Source organism: Clostridium sp. AF32-12BH, from assembly GCF_003477935.1.
In the GTDB taxonomy this organism is placed as follows: domain Bacteria; phylum Bacillota; class Clostridia; order Lachnospirales; family Lachnospiraceae; genus Brotaphodocola.
Window position 1 is genome coordinate 33,530 of sequence record NZ_QUEH01000020.1, and the last position, 16,300, is coordinate 49,829.

At 48.9% G+C, this 16,300-nt stretch carries 15 protein-coding genes; 13 read left to right on the forward strand and 2 right to left on the reverse strand.

Going from position 1 to position 16,300, the window contains the following annotated elements; genetic code table 11:
- The first annotated feature begins 50 nt into the window (after positions 1–50).
- The 10 genes from DWZ40_RS16825 (at position 51) to gdhA (ending at position 12,048) form a co-directional block, all read left to right on the forward strand.
- Positions 51–1,067 carry an iron ABC transporter permease gene (locus tag DWZ40_RS16825; RefSeq protein WP_118544020.1) on the forward strand — a complete coding sequence of 339 codons (1,017 nt, stop codon included), beginning with the start codon at positions 51–53 and terminating at the stop codon, positions 1,065–1,067.
- A complete protein-coding gene (locus DWZ40_RS16830) occupies positions 1,067–2,164 on the forward strand; it encodes an ABC transporter ATP-binding protein (protein WP_118544021.1) in 1,098 nt (365 codons plus the stop codon). The genes DWZ40_RS16825 and DWZ40_RS16830 overlap by 1 nt, the downstream gene beginning before the upstream one ends.
- A gap of 227 nt (positions 2,165–2,391) precedes the next feature.
- Positions 2,392–3,270 (forward strand): amino acid ABC transporter substrate-binding protein, encoded by an 879-nt coding sequence (locus tag DWZ40_RS16835; RefSeq protein ID WP_118544022.1) that lies wholly within the window; start codon positions 2,392–2,394, stop codon positions 3,268–3,270.
- Positions 3,271–3,341: 71 nt separating this feature from the next.
- Positions 3,342–3,995 carry an amino acid ABC transporter permease gene (locus DWZ40_RS16840; protein WP_118544023.1) on the forward strand — a complete coding sequence of 218 codons (654 nt, stop codon included), beginning with the start codon at positions 3,342–3,344 and terminating at the stop codon, positions 3,993–3,995.
- A 14-nt stretch (positions 3,996–4,009) separates the two neighbouring features.
- Entirely contained in the window at positions 4,010–4,777 is a 768-nt protein-coding gene (locus DWZ40_RS16845) for an amino acid ABC transporter ATP-binding protein (protein WP_118544024.1), read from the forward strand.
- 393 nt (positions 4,778–5,170) lie between these two features.
- Positions 5,171–6,466, forward strand: a complete 1,296-nt coding sequence (gene fliB / locus DWZ40_RS16850) for a flagellin lysine-N-methylase (protein ID WP_182431778.1) — start codon at positions 5,171–5,173, stop codon at positions 6,464–6,466.
- 135 nt (positions 6,467–6,601) lie between these two features.
- Entirely contained in the window at positions 6,602–6,754 is a 153-nt protein-coding gene (locus DWZ40_RS19675) for a hypothetical protein (protein ID WP_182431779.1), read from the forward strand.
- The gene (locus DWZ40_RS16855) at positions 6,751–8,385 is read left to right on the forward strand and encodes an ATP-binding cassette domain-containing protein (protein ID WP_118544025.1); all 1,635 of its coding nucleotides are present in this window, start codon (positions 6,751–6,753) and stop codon (positions 8,383–8,385) included. Before DWZ40_RS19675 ends, DWZ40_RS16855 begins: the two co-directional genes overlap by 4 nt.
- A gap of 141 nt (positions 8,386–8,526) precedes the next feature.
- On the forward strand, positions 8,527–10,467 hold the full coding sequence (locus tag DWZ40_RS16860) for an ABC-F family ATP-binding cassette domain-containing protein (protein ID WP_118544026.1): 1,941 nt from the start codon (positions 8,527–8,529) through the stop codon (positions 10,465–10,467).
- Positions 10,468–10,713: 246 nt separating this feature from the next.
- Entirely contained in the window at positions 10,714–12,048 is a 1,335-nt protein-coding gene (gene gdhA / locus DWZ40_RS16865) for an NADP-specific glutamate dehydrogenase (RefSeq protein ID WP_118544027.1), read from the forward strand.
- 120 nt (positions 12,049–12,168) lie between these two features.
- Here gdhA and DWZ40_RS16870 read toward each other — a convergent pair whose 3' ends face one another.
- Entirely contained in the window at positions 12,169–13,203 is a 1,035-nt protein-coding gene (locus DWZ40_RS16870) for a Gfo/Idh/MocA family oxidoreductase (protein ID WP_118544028.1), read from the reverse strand.
- Positions 13,204–13,217: 14 nt separating this feature from the next.
- Positions 13,218–13,703: a heme-binding protein gene (locus DWZ40_RS16875; RefSeq protein WP_118544029.1), complete on the reverse strand. Its 486-nt coding sequence runs from the start codon at positions 13,701–13,703 to the stop codon at positions 13,218–13,220.
- Between the two features lie 224 nt (positions 13,704–13,927).
- On the opposite strand from DWZ40_RS16875, the gene DWZ40_RS16880 reads away from it, so the two are divergent.
- From DWZ40_RS16880 to DWZ40_RS16890, 3 genes are all read left to right on the forward strand, one after another.
- Positions 13,928–14,593, forward strand: coding sequence for a GntR family transcriptional regulator (locus DWZ40_RS16880; protein ID WP_118544030.1), 666 nt, complete (start codon positions 13,928–13,930; stop codon positions 14,591–14,593).
- 182 nt (positions 14,594–14,775) lie between these two features.
- Positions 14,776–15,744, forward strand: a complete 969-nt coding sequence (locus DWZ40_RS16885) for a tripartite tricarboxylate transporter substrate binding protein (RefSeq protein ID WP_118544031.1) — start codon at positions 14,776–14,778, stop codon at positions 15,742–15,744.
- Between the two features lie 91 nt (positions 15,745–15,835).
- Positions 15,836–16,297 (forward strand): tripartite tricarboxylate transporter TctB family protein, encoded by a 462-nt coding sequence (locus DWZ40_RS16890; protein WP_118544032.1) that lies wholly within the window; start codon positions 15,836–15,838, stop codon positions 16,295–16,297.
- Positions 16,298–16,300: the final 3 nt, after the last annotated feature.

The following is a 16,300-nucleotide window of genomic DNA, read 5'->3' on the forward strand; positions in this document are numbered from 1 at the left end:
GCAGGAATGCGTTTGTCTTGCAGTTTGGAAAGAATGAGAGGAAAAACGTTATGAAGAATCGGATCATGCGCTGTCAACTTGGATTTTTGCTGCTGGGATTTTTGCTGGCGGTTCTTGCGGCGGCAAGCTTTCGCGTGGGAAGTGTTTCTCTTTCTCTCCAGGACATACAGGCGATTTTGTCCGGAACAGACCGAGAGAGTACAGCATTCCACATCCTGTGGGATATCCGTCTGCCAAGACTTCTTGCAGCGGCGCTGCTTGGCGGGGCGCTTTCCGTGTCCGGATTTCTGCTCCAGACCTTTTTTTCAAACCCAATCGCCGGACCGTTTGTCCTTGGAATCTCTTCCGGGGCAAAGCTGGTGGTGGCACTGGTCATGATTCTGTTTCTTGGAAAAGGACTTTTTATGGGCTCAGCAATCATGATCGTGGCAGCTTTTGCCGGTTCCATGCTTTCCATGGGCTTTGTGCTGGTAATCGCAAAACGGATCCGGCAGATGTCGGTGTTAGTCGTATGCGGTGTCATGATCAGCTATATCTGTTCGGCAATTACGGATTTTGTGGTGACCTTTGCGGACGACGCGAATATCGTGAACCTGCACAACTGGTCTATGGGCAGCTTTTCTGGAACGACCTGGGATCAGGTAAGGGTGATCACGGCTGTGGTGCTTCCGGTCTTTGTGCTTGCTTTTTGTATGGCGAAGCCCATCAGTGCCTATCAGCTCGGCGAAGAATATGCCAGAAGCCTTGGCGTAAATGTGAAGCGTTTCCGTGCGGAACTGATTTTATTATCCAGTGTGTTGTCCGCCTGCGTGACAGCCTTTGCCGGTCCGGTATCCTTTGTGGGAATCGCAGTGCCGCAGCTCGTGAAGCGGTTGTTTGGGACGGCAAAGCCGATCGTTGTGATCCCCGGCTGCTTTCTGGGCGGTGCGGTGTTCTGTTTGTTCAGTGACCTGATTGCGCGGACGCTGTTTGCACCGACGGAGCTTTCCATCAGCTCGGTAACAGCCGTATTCGGGGCACCGGTGGTGATCTGGATTATGATTCGCAGAAAGGGAGTGCAGAAGTGATGGAACAGGAAGAAGCATATCTGAGGACGGATGATCTTGCGGCGGGGTATGATGGAAAAGTCTGGATCCGCGAGATCAATATTCATGTCGCACGTGGAGAGATCGTGACGCTGATCGGTCCAAACGGTGCAGGAAAATCCACGATCTTAAAAAGTATCGCGGGACAGCTAAAGCCGGTAGATGGTGCGGTTTTCCTGGAAAAGACAGTCATGAAAGACTGGTCGGAGCAGGAGATCGCAAAGCGGATGGCCGTCATGATGACAGAGCGGACGCGGCCAGAGCTTATGACCTGTTTTGATGTGGCGTCCATGGGCCGGTATCCGCATACAGGGCGATTTGGAACCTTGTCGGATGCAGACCGGCAGATCGTCTGGGAAGCACTGGACATGGTGCGTGCCAGGGATCTGGCAGACCGGGATTTTTCCCGGATTAGTGATGGACAGCGGCAGCGAATCCTGCTGGCGCGCGCCATTTGCCAGCAGCCGCAGGTGATCCTGTTGGATGAACCCACTGCATTTTTGGATATCCGTCACAAGATGGAGCTGCTCACCATTTTAAAAACACTGGTGCGGGAGCGAAAGGTGGCAGTGCTGATGTCCATGCATGAGCTGGATCTGGCGCAGAAGGTATCGGACTATGTTGTCTGTGTCGGCGAAAACCAGATCTGGAAATGCGGAACGCCGGAAGAAATCTTTACAGAAACCTGCATGGAAAAATTGTTTGGGGTCCCGCAGGAAAGCTACTGCGCTGAGTATGGTTCGGTGGAGCTGCCTCCGGTGAAGGGCAAGCCGGAAGTATTTGTGATCGGTGGAAACGGGAGCGGGATTCCGGTTTACCGGAGGCTGCAAAGACAGGGAATTCCATTTGCAGCAGGAATTCTGCATGAAAATGACCTGGATTATCCGGTGGCGAAGGCTCTGGCGGTTCAGGTGATTTCGGAGCGGCCGTATGAAGCAATTCAGCAGGAAATTTATGAGGAGGCGCTTGGGGTACTGAAGGACTGCAGGAGCGCGATCTGCTGTGCCAAGGTGTTCGGAACGATCAACCGGAAAAACGAAGAGTTGGCCCGGTTTGCGCAGGAGACGGGAAAAATGTGAGCCCGTTCAAAACGATTCGAAAAATTCCTGCCTTTGTGCAGCAACAGAGAATCTTCTTTTTGTGAAAAAAAGGGTAGACAGAAACACTTTAGTATGCTACCATGATAACGTGTTCGCGGTACGTGTACAATATCCGCTTCGAAAAATGGAGTGAACCGCAGCGGAAAATCCCTGTTACTGTCTGGCAGCAGGCAGCAGCAAAACCCGCAAAATGAGGAGGAAATATTATGAGAAAGAGAATGTTAAGCGCAGCAATGGCAGGTATGATGGCGGTATCCATGACTGCATGCGGAGGCAGCAAACCGGCAGAGACCACCGCAGCAGCAACTGAGGCAGCAACTTCCGCTGAGGAGACCAAGGCAGAAGAAACCACCGCAGAGGCAGCAGACGAGGCTGGTGAGAAAGGCGGTACCTTTACCGTTGGCTTCGATCAGGATTTCCCGCCGATGGGTTTTGTCGGAGATGACGGTCAGTATACTGGATTTGATCTGGAACTGGCACAGGAAGTGGCAGACAGACTGGGCCTTGAGTTTGTTCCGCAGCCGATCGCATGGGACGCAAAGGATATGGAGTTAAGCTCCGGCACCATCGACTGCATCTGGAACGGTTTTACCATGAATGGACGTGAAGATGATTACACCTGGAGTACCCCATATATGGACAACAGCCAGGTATTCGTTGTAGCAGCAGATTCCGGCATCAGCACTCTGGCTGATCTGGCAGGCAAGGTCGTTGAGGTTCAGACCGATTCTTCCGCTGAGGCTGCATTAAAGGACAACGCAGAGTTAAGCGCTACCTTTGGTACTCTTCAGACAACCCCGGATTACAACGCTGCATTCATGGATCTGGAGATGGGCGCTGTCGATGCCATCGCTATGGATGTCATCGTAGCTGGTTACCAGATTGAGCAGAGAGGCGAGTCTGACAAGTACACCATCCTGGATGAGACCCTTTCTTCCGAGGAGTACGGTATCGGCTTTAAGAAGGGCAACGAAGAGTTAAGAGATAAAGTTCAGGGCGCACTGGACGAGATGGCAGCAGACGGCACCATGGCAGAGATTTCTGAGAAATGGTTTGGTCGTGACGTAACCACCATCGGAAAATAAAAAAGAATGATATGTGACGGCAGAAGAACGAAGCCGTCCCGAATGAATCAGAAAACGAAGGAGTAGAAGTTATGCAGGTTAACACAATGGTATCACAGTTAGCAGGAGGAATGCTGGTCAGCACGGAAATTTTCGTCGTGACGCTGCTTTTTTCCCTGCCCCTTGGTCTTCTGATCGCATTCGGAAGAATGTCGAAGAATAAGATCCTTCAGGGAATCGTAAAGACCTACATCTCTATCATGCGCGGCACCCCGCTGATGCTGCAGCTGATGGTCGTTTATTTTGGACCTTATTATCTGTTCGGCATTAAGATCAAGAGTAACAATTACCGTTTAATTGCAGCGATGATCGGATTTGTCATCAACTATGCAGCATATTTCGCGGAGATCTACCGCAGCGGCATCCAGTCTATGCCGGCAGGCCAGTACGAGGCTGCAAAGCTTTTAGGCTACAGCCGCAGCCAGACTTTTTTCCGTATCATCCTGCCGCAGGTGATCAAACGGATCTTACCGTCCGTGACCAACGAGGTCATTACCCTGGTCAAGGATACATCTCTGGCATTTACCATCAGCGTTCTGGAGATGTTTGCTATTGCGAAAGCACTGGCATCTTCCCAGACCAGCATGATCCCGTTTGTGGCAGCCGGTGTATTCTATTATGTCTTTAACCTGATCGTGGCAGTAGCCATGGAATGGATTGAGAAGAAACTTTCCTACTATCAATAAATTCGGAGGATATCATGAACTTACTGGAAATGAATCATGTAAAAAAATCATTTGGAGACCTTGGGGTCATTCAGGATATTTCTCTGCATGTAGGAGAGGGCGAGATCGTATCCATCATCGGGCCGTCTGGTTCGGGTAAATCCACGCTGCTGCGCTGTGCGACCATGTTAGAGACCATGGACAGTGGTGAGCTGATCTACTTAGGGGAAAAGGCAGCCTGGAACGATGCAGCAGGAAACGCAGTTTATGCATCGAAACAGGAATTGAAGAAGATCCAGCAGAATTACGGCCTGGTATTCCAGAACTTTAACCTGTTTCCGCACTATTCGGTGCTCCGCAATGTGATGGATGCACCAGTGGCAGTTCAGAAGCGGGATAAAGAAGAGGTACGAAAGGAAGCCATGGAACTTCTGGAGAAAATGGGACTGGCCGACAAGGCGGACGCGTATCCGTGCCAGTTATCCGGCGGACAGTGCCAGCGTGTGGCGATTGCCCGTGCCCTGGCATTAAACCCGAAGATCCTGTTCTTCGACGAGCCGACCTCCGCACTGGATCCGGAGCTGACTGGAGAGGTGTTAAAGGTTATTAAGTCGCTGGCAGACCTGCACATTGCCATGGTGATCGTAACCCATGAGATGGCCTTCGCGAGAGATATCTCCGACCGCGTGATCTTTGTGGCAGACGGAGTTATCGTCGAGGAGGGAACTCCGGCGCAGGTATTTGCATCGGAGAATGAGCGTACCAAGAACTTTTTGGGGCGCTATGGGGCGATGCTTAAGTAACAATATCGCACAGTAAATCTCTGCAGATACGGAAACACAAGCCAGCCGGTACAGGAACGCATTTGGGTGAAAATCCTTTTGCTCGCCCACTCACGGATTTTCAAGCAAATGCTTATCCTGTACCGGCTGGCTTGCGTTTCCTGTGTACTGGCTTTACTACAAAAAACCTGCAGCCATTACTGAAATGGCAGATAGTTAGCCTATCTTTGCCATTTCAGTAGTGGCTGCAGGTTTTTCGTATGTAGCGGAGCCAATACAGTAGAAAGCCCCCGCCCCGCCATGCGTGAATGCGTTTACGCATGGCGGGGCGGGGGCTTTCGGACCTATTGATATTTACGGTGTGATGTTGGTATAATAATTAGTAGTGATAAAATTTGTCAGGAGATAATGAGTATGCTGTATACATATCCGCATTACTATAAGAAATTCCAGTGCATTGCGTCGGCGTGTGAGGATACCTGCTGTGCAGGCTGGGCGATTACGATCGATCCGAAATCGTTGAAGAAATACCGTCAGGCTGAGGGTGAGATGAAGACACGCTTGCAGGAGTCGGTGGACTGGAAACAGAAGTGTTTTAAACAGCGCGATCACCGCTGTGCATTTTTGAATCAGGAGAATCTGTGTGATCTTTATATCGGTATGGGATCGGACAGCCTTTGCTGGACCTGCCGGACTTATCCACGTCATATCGAGGTGTTTGATGGTGTGCGTGAGGTGTCGCTGTGTCTGTCGTGCATTGAGGCAGCGCGGATCATTCTGGGAACGAAGGAACCGGTGCGTTTTCTTTCCAGCGAGAATGACAAAGAGGAAAGCTGTGAGGATGAGGATTTTGACTTTTTCCTGTATACCAAGCTCGGTGAAGTGCGTGATGTGATCTTTGAGATTCTGGAAAACCGGAATTTATCCAGTGAGCTGCGCATGGCGATGTGCCTGGCACTGGCTCATGATCTGCAGCGCAGAGTGCGGGATGAGAAGCTTTATGAGGTGGACGGACTGCTGGAGCGGTACCGCGTGGGAAGCATGTGCCGTGCAGTGCAGGCGGAAGAGCATGCGCAGGAAGTGAAGAACACAGAGAAAGCTGGGAACGCTGAAAAAGATGCAGCAGACATTGACCAGACGGTACCAGGCAGTGCCGGAGGTGTTGTGGAGCGTTTCTGCCGCCGCCTGGCATCGGCCGGACTTGGGCAGTACAGCCGCTTTGAAACTGCAAGTGAACTTTTCGCGGTGTTTGAGAAGATGGAGCCGCTGGATGCTGCATGGCCAGCACGCAGGGATGGTATGGATGAGATCCTTTACGGAGCCGGACGGGAAACGTACGAGGCGAACCGCCGGGCGTTTCTGACGGCAAATGGTACACGCATGGAGCTTCTCAGGGAGCAGATCATGGTATACTTTGTGTTCGGCTACTTCTGCGGGGCTGTTTACAACGACAATCCATATGGAAAAATGAAGCTGGCTGTGGCGGCAACGATCCTGGTGGAGGAAATGCTCATGGCAGAGTGGCTGCAGGAGAAAACACAGGGACATGCATTGCCAGAGGCGCAGATCGTGGATCTGGTGCATTGCTTCTCAAGAGAGGTAGAACATTCTGATGAAAACCGCGGGTTGCTGGAGGATGAGCTGGTGAAGCGGGAAGAGTTCTGCCTGCGGGCGTTGCTGGCGGCTTCTGTGGAGTGGAAACGGGCCTAGCTGGAAACTGACATTCTGACAGAAAAACCGATTGAATGACTGATGCGGACAGGCAAGGCGAAATGGAAAATGATTGCGGGATATTCTCAAAACACACCCGGAAACAGATGATTTTGTGGAAAAGCAGTTCTGTATTTGGGAAAACTGTGGAAAAACCTGAAAATTCCCGTAAAATCCAGTGAAATAGCGCTTGCAAAATACGGAAATTCCTGTAAAATAGAGATGATGCAAAAGACGAGGGACATGATTATGCCCCTCTTTTTTATGAAAGGTGTTAGAAAAGAATGATTAGTGCAAATGGTGTTACCCTGCGTGTGGGCAAGAAAGCATTATTTGAAGATGTAAATATCAAATTTACCGAAGGAAACTGCTACGGACTGATCGGTGCGAACGGTGCCGGAAAGTCTACTTTCTTAAAAATCTTATCCGGACAGTTAGAGCCGACCAACGGTGACGTTGTCATCACCCAGGGTCAGCGTCTTTCTTTCCTGCAGCAGGACCACTTTAAATACGACGAGTACACCGTACTGGATACCGTTATCATGGGAAACAAGCGCCTGTACGATGTCATGAAAGAGAAAGATGCCATCTACATGAAGCCGGATTTCTCCGATGAGGACGGAATCAAGGCAGCAGAGTTAGAGGGTGAGTTCGCAGAGATGAACGGCTGGGAGGCTGAGTCTGATGCAGCGAACCTGTTAAATGGTCTGGGCGTTGATACCGAGTATCATTACAGCCTGATGAAAGACTTAACCGGTGCGTTAAAGGTCAAGGTTCTGCTGGCACAGGCACTGTTCGGAAACCCGGACATCCTGCTTCTCGACGAGCCGACCAACCATCTGGATCTGGATGCGATCGCATGGCTGGAGGAGTTCTTAATTAACTTCGAGAACACCGTCATCGTGGTATCCCATGACCGTTACTTCTTAAATAAGGTCTGCACCAACATCGCAGATATCGACTACGGCAAGATCCAGCTTTATGCTGGTAACTACGACTTCTGGTACGAGTCCAGCCAGTTGATGGTAAAACAGATGAAGGAAGCAAACCGTAAGAAAGAGGAGAAGATCAAAGAGCTGCAGGAGTTCATCCAGCGATTCTCCGCAAACGCTTCCAAGTCCAAGCAGGCTACATCCAGAAAGCGTGCCTTAGAGAAGATCGAGTTAGACGACATCCGTCCGTCCAGCCGTAAATATCCGTACATCGACTTCCGCCCGTTCCGTGAGATCGGAAATGAGGTCCTGACTGTTGAGAACTTATCCAAGACCATCGACGGCGAGAAAATCTTAGATGGCATCAGCTTCACCCTGACCCGCGACAACAAGGTTGCACTGGTTGGACCGAATGAGCGTGCAAAGACTGTTCTGTTCCAGATCCTGGCAGGCGAGATGGAGCCGGACGAGGGCTCCTACAAGTGGGGTCTTACCACAACCCAGTCTTATTTCCCGAAGGACAATACTGCAGAGTTCGACAGCGACGATACTATCGTAGACTGGCTGACCCAGTACTCTCCGGAGAAGGATGTAACCTATGTACGTGGTTTCCTTGGCCGTATGTTGTTTGCCGGCGAGGATGGCGTGAAGAAGGTTCGCGTTCTGTCCGGTGGTGAGAAAGTCCGCTGCATGCTTTCCAAGCTGATGATCTCTGGAGCAAACGTGCTGATGTTAGACGAGCCGACTGACCATCTGGATATGGAGTCGATCACTGCACTGAACAACGGACTGATCAAGTTCCCGGGCGTGCTGATTTTCTCCTCCCGTGACCACCAGATCGTGCAGACCACCGCAAACCGTATTATGGAGATCGTAAACGGTAAGCTGATCGATAAAATCACCACCTACGACGAGTACCTTGAGAGCGACGAGATGGCAAGAAAGCGTTTTGTATTTGCTGTGGATGAGAAGGAAGACGAGGATTAATTTCCTGGCATTTGCCGCGGCTTTTTGCGTGAACGGCAAAGACAAGCCTGAAAAACAAACCTGAAAATAGAGAGGGCAGTCCCATGACCGAACCCCGCGGGGATCGACGGGGCTGTCCTTTTTGCACATGTGGAGTGAATTATGAGCTTAATTACAATTGAACATTTGACAAAATCTTATACCGAGCGCCTGCTGTTTGATGATACCGCATTCAGCATCAACGAAGGCGAGAAGGTTGGCCTGATCGGCATCAACGGAACCGGAAAATCCACGCTGTTAAAGATCGTGGCAGGTCTGGAGGAGCCGGATGACGGCTCTGTGGTGCGTCGGCGCAACTTATATATCCGCTACCTTCCTCAGATCCCGGTCTTCACCTCAGGGGATACGGTTCTGGATGCAATCGTGCGGGACAATGCGTCAGAGCCACATTTTTCCTCCCGCGAGGAAATCGAGGCCAGCGCGAAGAATATTCTGACGCGGCTTGGCATCTATGACTTTGACGAGAAGGTGGAGCATTTGTCCGGTGGTCAGAGAAAGCGTGTGGCGCTGACCAGTGTGCTGCTCTCCACAGCCGATCTTCTGATCCTGGACGAGCCGACCAACCACTTAGACAGTGAGATGGCAGACTGGCTTGAGGACTACTTAAAGAAATTCCGCGGTGCGCTTCTTATGATCACGCATGACCGGTATTTCCTGGACAGCGTAACGAACCGGATCGTAGAGCTGGATAAAGGAAAGCTTTACAGCTATCAGACGAATTATGAGGGATTTGTAAAGCTGAAAGCAGAGCGCATCGACATTGCCGTGGCATCGGAGCGCAAGCGTCAGTCCATCTTAAAAACTGAGCTTGCCTGGATGCAGCGAGGTGCCCGTGCACGTTCCACCAAACAGAAGGCCCACATTCAGCGCTATGAAGCCCTTCGTGACATGGATGCGCCGGAGTTTGACAAAGAGGTGGAGATGGAATCTATTTCCAGCCGTCTGGGACGCACAACGGTCGAAGTGAAGGACCTGTGCAAGTCCTACGGCAATAAGGTGCTGTTAAAAGATTTCACCTACATTTTCTTAAAGAATGACCGTGTGGGAATCATCGGACCGAACGGAAGCGGAAAGTCCACGCTCATGAAGATGATCGCCGGATGGGTGCAGCCGGATTCCGGAAGCATTGAGATCGGCCAGACCGTAAAGATCGGTTACTTCTCCCAGGAAAATGAGGCCATGGATGAAAGCTTAAAGGTCATTGACTATATCCGCAACGTGGCAGAGTACGTGCAGACAAAGGACGGAAGCATCAGCGCATCCCAGATGCTGGAGCGCTTTCTTTTTCCGGGAAGCGTGCAGTATACCACGATCAGCCGCCTTTCCGGCGGTGAAAAGCGCAGACTGTATCTCTTACGGATCCTGATGGACGCGCCAAATGTCCTGCTCCTGGATGAGCCGACCAACGACCTCGACATCCGCACGCTGACCATTCTGGAGGATTATCTGGACAGCTTCCAGGGGATTGTGATCACGGTATCGCATGACCGGTATTTCCTGGACCGCATGGTGCGCCGGATCTTCGCGTTTGAGGGCGATGGAAAGGTCGTGCAGTATGAGGGCGGCTTCACGGATTACCAGGCGGCTTATCTGCTAAAACACCCGGAGTTGCTGTGCGGAAGTGCTGGACGCGGGAAGAATGGTGCAGCAGGAGATCGTTATGGCCGTGGCGCAGCGGGAAGTGTTGGAGCAGCTGGTGGAAATGGTGCAGCAGGAAGTCTGGACCAGAATGCAGCGGATGCGGATGACCTCAATGCAGTTGGTGCAGGCAAAAAATCCTCGCAGGATGGCCGCGCACACCAGAAAAAGCTGAAATTCTCCTACAAGGAGCAGCGCGAGTGGGATACGATCGAGGATGAGATCGCCGGGCTGGAAGCAGAAATCGAGGCATTGGACGGCCAGATCGCGGAATCCGCGACTAATTATGGCAAGCTGAACCAGCTGATGACTGAGAAGGCAGAAAAGGAAGCATTGCTGGAAGAGAAAATGGACCGCTGGATGTATTTACAGGAATTAGCGGAGAAGATTGCCGCGCAGTCCTAATTATTTCAAGTCCGTGAACCTATGTATTTGCGGAATCATGTTATGGCTTCTTTACGAAAATATAAATACAAGGCATATCAGCTATGATTTTTTGCGATAAAAGTTTCGAAATCAAAGGATTGACTTTAGCATATTAACTTGCTATAATTTCTACGATACGTTGAGAGCAATGGGGCTCCGCCGATATTGGCGGTGCCTCATTGTCTTTTTTAAGAAAAAGATAATAGCTCAAGGAGGAGAATAGTTATGTCTTATGTAGATGAGGTCTATGAGAGAGTAGTAGCACAGAACCCGGGCGAGCCGGAGTTCCATCAGGCAGTGAAAGAGGTTCTGGATTCCTTAAAACTGGTGATTGACGCAAACGAGGAGAAATACCGCAAAGCTGGTATCCTGGAGCGTTTTGTAGAGCCGGAGAGAATCGTCTCCTTCAAGGTTCCGTGGGTAGATGATAACGGTAAAGTACAGGTAAACAAGGGCTATCGTGTACAGTTCAACAGCGCGATCGGACCGTACAAGGGAGGTCTTCGTCTCCATCCGTCCGTAAACCAGAGCATCTTAAAATTCTTAGGCTTTGAGCAGACTCTGAAAAACTCCTTAACCGGACTGCCTATGGGTGGTGGTAAAGGTGGTTCCAACTTCGACCCGAAGGGCAAATCTGACCGTGAGGTTATGGCATTCTGCCAGAGCTTTATGACTGAGCTGTACCGTCATATCGGTAAAGATACCGACTGCCCGGCTGGCGATATCGGTGTAGGCGCAAGAGAGGTTGGTTTCCTGTTTGGTCAGTACAAGAGAATTACCGGTCTGTATGAGGGCGTCCTGACTGGTAAGGGTCTGACTTTCGGTGGTTCCCTGGCAAGAACCCAGGCAACCGGTTATGGTCTGGTCTATATCCTGGATGAGATGTTAAAGCACAATGGCAAAGAGCTGGCTGGCAAGACCGTTGTTGTTTCCGGTTCCGGAAACGTTGCAACCTACGCAGTAGAGAAAGCTCAGCAGATGGGTGCAAAGGTTGTTGCCATGAGCGATTCCAACGGCTATGTATATGATCCAGACGGCATCAAGCTGGATGTTGTAAAAGAGATCAAAGAAGGTCGCCGCGGCAGAATCAAAGAGTATGTTGAGGCTGTTCCGACTGCAAAATATACCGAGGGCAAGGGTATCTGGACCATTCCGTGTGACATCGCACTTCCGTGCGCAACCCAGAACGAGCTGAACTTAGACGATGCAAAGGCACTGATCGCAAACGGCTGCTTCGCAGTAGCTGAGGGTGCTAACATGCCGTCCACCAGAGAGGCTACCGACCTGTTCGTAGAGAAGAAGATCCTCTTCATGCCTGGTAAGGCTGCAAACGCAGGCGGTGTTGCTGTATCCGGTCTGGAGCAGAGCCAGAACAGCATGAGACTGTCCTGGACCTTCGAAGAGGTGGATGCAAAACTGCATGACATCATGGTTGGCATTTTCGCAAAAGCAAACGATGCTGCAAAACGTTACGGCGTAGAAGGCAACTATGTTGCAGGCGCAAACATTGCAGGATTTGAGAAAGTTGCAGATGCTATGCTGGCACAGGGTATTGTATAAGACAAGTCTTGAGCTGAACATAAACAGATAACAAAAACTCCCACGGGACTGTGAAAATGGTTCCGGGGGAGTTTTTTACTGCCTTGTATATCGAGTGGGCGTCGATGGTGAGGCTGCTGATTATAACCTGATCTCATTTCCATTAGAAACAGCTAAAGCCTCCGCTGTTTTTGTGAGTTCCAGTGCAAATTCCAGAGAGCCAATATCTGGCTTCCGATTTTCCAGAATACAGTTGCAAAATTCCATCATTTCCTGATACATGCCCTGGACAAAGGCAGCCTGGTTGTCGAGAGAGGCTTTGCAGTTCTGGACTTTCCAGACAACTGCGCCGCAGTCATCACCTGGTGCAGTGAAGGAAGTAGTGCGTTCGTAAACAAAAGGAATTCCTCTTTGCAGTGTGACTTTACTGCTGTCATCGATGTGCAGATGCCACTTCTGGGAATAAAAATGATATTCCTCAATTGGCTGGGGACCGGATGCAAGGTAAAATGTGCCGATTGCACCATTTTTAAATTTGATGATATTTGCGCCATGCCCAGTTTCATTTTGGACAGAAACAACGGACTGCACGGAACCTCCGGTTGAAAGCATGACAGAAAGAGAATGGCAGCCGTTGTTCAGCCAGTCTGTCCGGATACCCTTCTGAATTACTTCCGTCCAGTTTTGAGGCATTTTCATAGGGTATACGGCAAGCATGCTTTCCAGATTCCCGTATTTTTCAGACTGGATCACCTCGCGGGCTTTGGTTACAGCGGGCATAAAGGCTTTTTTGTAGCCGACCAAGGCAACCTGGTCTTGTCTGGCTTCGATCATCTGCAAAATCTGTTCGCTATTCATGGCGGCAGGTTTTTCTACCCATACGTGTAAGCCGGTCTGAAGAGCCTGGATTACAAGAGACGGATGTGCTTCCGGGGAGACACAGATAAATACACAGTCCAGATTTTCTTTTTCGTACATTTCTTCTGGTTTCTGATAACTTTTACAGCCATACTGGGCGGCAGTAAGCTGTGCAAGCTCGATGTTGCTGCGATTGCAGACAGCAACGAGCTGAACTGGGAGGAAATTCATAACCGGGAGAATGTTGCGGTATGCATGAGAACCGATTCCGACCAATCCGGCTCTCAGTCTGTGAGAAAATTCTCTTTGATAACTCATATGCTGGTGCCTCCTTATGCTTTTTTCAGAAAACGTCTGAGAGCCTCGACACATACTTCGTGGTCTTCTGCTGCGGAAAGACCAGACACACCGACCATTCCGACCATACCGGTTCCAGGAATTACAATAGGAAAACCACCTCCGGCACATTGATACTCCTGCGGCGCATAATAATCATAAAACTGTCGTCCTTTTGTAATATATTTTTCACCGGCATACATAGAGCAATGTTCAAATTTTGTGACGGTATTTAATTTCCTCTGCGCAAAAAGGCGATTATCCCAGTTGGCACCATCCATACAGTGGGAAAAAACAATATTTTCACCGCGGCGGATTTCGATGTAAACGCCGCTTTTCTTTGCTTCATGGATATAAGCGACAGCCTGCAGGCCAATGTTTAATGCATCTTCGTTGGAAAATGAGGATAACACCAGTTCCTGCTCCAGGGCAAGAAGTTCCTGAGCTTTTTCCTGTGCGGTTTGCGTGGTTTGTGGATTCATATGGAAGGTCCTCCTTAATTAAGATTAAATTTGTTTGCATGATATTACTGTTATAACAGAATGTCAATATGATAAAAGCAGATTCGCTGGAAGAATATGAAATGTGCACAAAAGACAATGTTAATTTTTGAACAGAATGTAGAACTAGGGAATATGCACAAAATAGATATTGACAAAAACGTTATAACAGTAATATTATGATAGCGTAAAGAGAAGGAGAGAACATGCAGGAAGAAGTTTTTCAGACTGCGGCAGATGTCGCATATCGTATTATTTCACAAAAGATCCTGGATGGTGAATTTCCACCAGGAATGAAACTTTCCAGAAGAAAGATGGCAGAAGTGACCAGTGTCAGTGTCATACCAGTTATTGAAGCTTTAAAGAAACTGGAGGAAGATGGATTGGTTGAATCCAAACCGCAGTGGGGTTCCTTTGTTACCATTCCAAATAGAAAGAAAATCATGGAATGTTATCAACTCAGGGAAGCCATCGAATGTCAGGTGGCCCGGATTGTGAGTCAGAATCCTTCTCCGGAGCGCATGCAGGAGCTGATCTACATTGCAACAGAACTCGATACGGTTCCTTATGAAGAAAACAGTGCATTGGATTCCAGAAAAAATCATCTTCGGTTCCACCGTGGTCTTGCTGAACTTACAGACAATGAGATGCTGATCAAAACATTAAACCGCATCAATCTGTTCTGGGTATTGTGCAAAGCTTTGGGTGCACGCGCATCTAAAACGCAGTATCCAAGATACTGGCATAGAAAGCTTTTGGATGAAATCAACACAGGAGACCCGGAACGGGCGGAAAAAGCCATGCGGGAACATATTCTGGATTCACTTGGACCAATTCTTGCAACATTGCCGGAAAAAGAAGAGAAGGCATAAGCAGACCCAAATGGGAGAAAGTCAAAAAGCATTATTTTGCTTACTTTTTTATATGTTATAACAGTCATAACAATATGGCGTAAGGAGGGGAGTAGGAAGAGCTTTTATTTTTTACCCAAACTGTTATAACAGTGATATCTAAGCGATTAATATTAATTTTACAAGATAAAAGGAGAAGAACTATGAAGAAAAAAATCGCAGTGGTACTTGCAACAGCAATCGCAGCCAGCATGGTATTTACAGGATGCAGCAAAAAGGAGGATACTTACCCGAGTGACTCGATCCAGATCGTGGTACCGGTAAAGGCCGGAGGAGATACGGACGCAAATGCCCGTCTGCTGACAAAGTACATGGAAAAAGAATTGGGCGTGGCTATGCCGGTTGTAAACGTTTCAGGTTCTTCTGGAACGATTGGTATGGAGCAGGTTCGTTCCGCAGAGCCAGATGGTTACAATGCCCTGTTCTTCCACACAGAAGCTATGCTTCCGGAAATTGCGGAGTTGGTGGATTATCAGCTGGATGCGTTTAAAATGGCTGGTGTGTGCCTGCAGGCGAACACAACGCTTCTTGTAACTCATAAAGATTCTGGCTTTTCTACATTGCAGGAGTTCATTGACCAGGCAAAAGCAAATCCGGGCAAGCTTGAATTTGGTATGGCTGTAGGCGGTTATCCGCAGTTAGTTGGTCTTGCACTTGAAAAAGAGGCTGGTATTGATCTGAATCTTGTTGATATCGGTGGTAATGCAGATAAAGTAGCTGCTCTTGCTGGCCATAATACCGATATCATCAACGTAGAGTACGCAGTTGTAAAGGACTATCTGGAGACCGGAGAGTTCGTAGCACTGGCTGTTTTAAACGATGAAAGAAACCCGCTGTTCCCAGACATCCCAACTGCAAAAGAGCAGGGACTGAACAATATGGTATTTGGTAAATTCTTCTTTGTTGCATTCCCAAAAGAAACTCCGGATGATATTGTAAATACCTTTAGTGCAGCTATGAAGAAAGTTGTTGAGAATCCGGAATTTGTTAAGGCAGCAGAAGATTCCTACGCATTAACCCCGGTTTACATGGATCCGAAGGAAGCTACAGAGTATGCACAGCAGGTATACGATAAGCTGAATTCTTATAAGGATCTGTTCGTAGCACAGTAGTCTTAAAGCCAGATAGTATGACAGTGGACCAGGACAGTACGTCTGCTGGTCCACTTTTTATGCCAGGCTGACAGGAAGGAGACCCTAAATTATGAAAAAGTACAGCGATATGATCTGTGGAATGATCGGTATTGCGATAGCTGTTATTTTATTTATTCTCAGTTTTCAGATTAACAGGAAAGAAGGAGATCTGATCGGAGCCGGATTTCTGCCGATGATCGTTGCGGTTATTGTATTTTTCTTTTCACTGACATTGACCATGAGAGGATGGAAATCCAGTAAAACCTATGTGGAAAAGCCGGTTGAATACAAGAAAAATACCATAGGCGTGTGGAGCATGATTGTGGCATGTTTTCTGTATGCGGCTTTGTTAAAACCGGTTGGATTTATCATCGACAGTGTCTGGTTTCTGTATTTTACCTTGTGTATGATGACAAAAAAAGAAAACATCAGATGGGTAAGATTTGGAATTTTGGCAGTGGTGGCCGTTGTGATCATTTACCTGATCTTCACGGAAATTTTTGGAATACGTCTGCCGAAAGGAATTCTGTAAAGG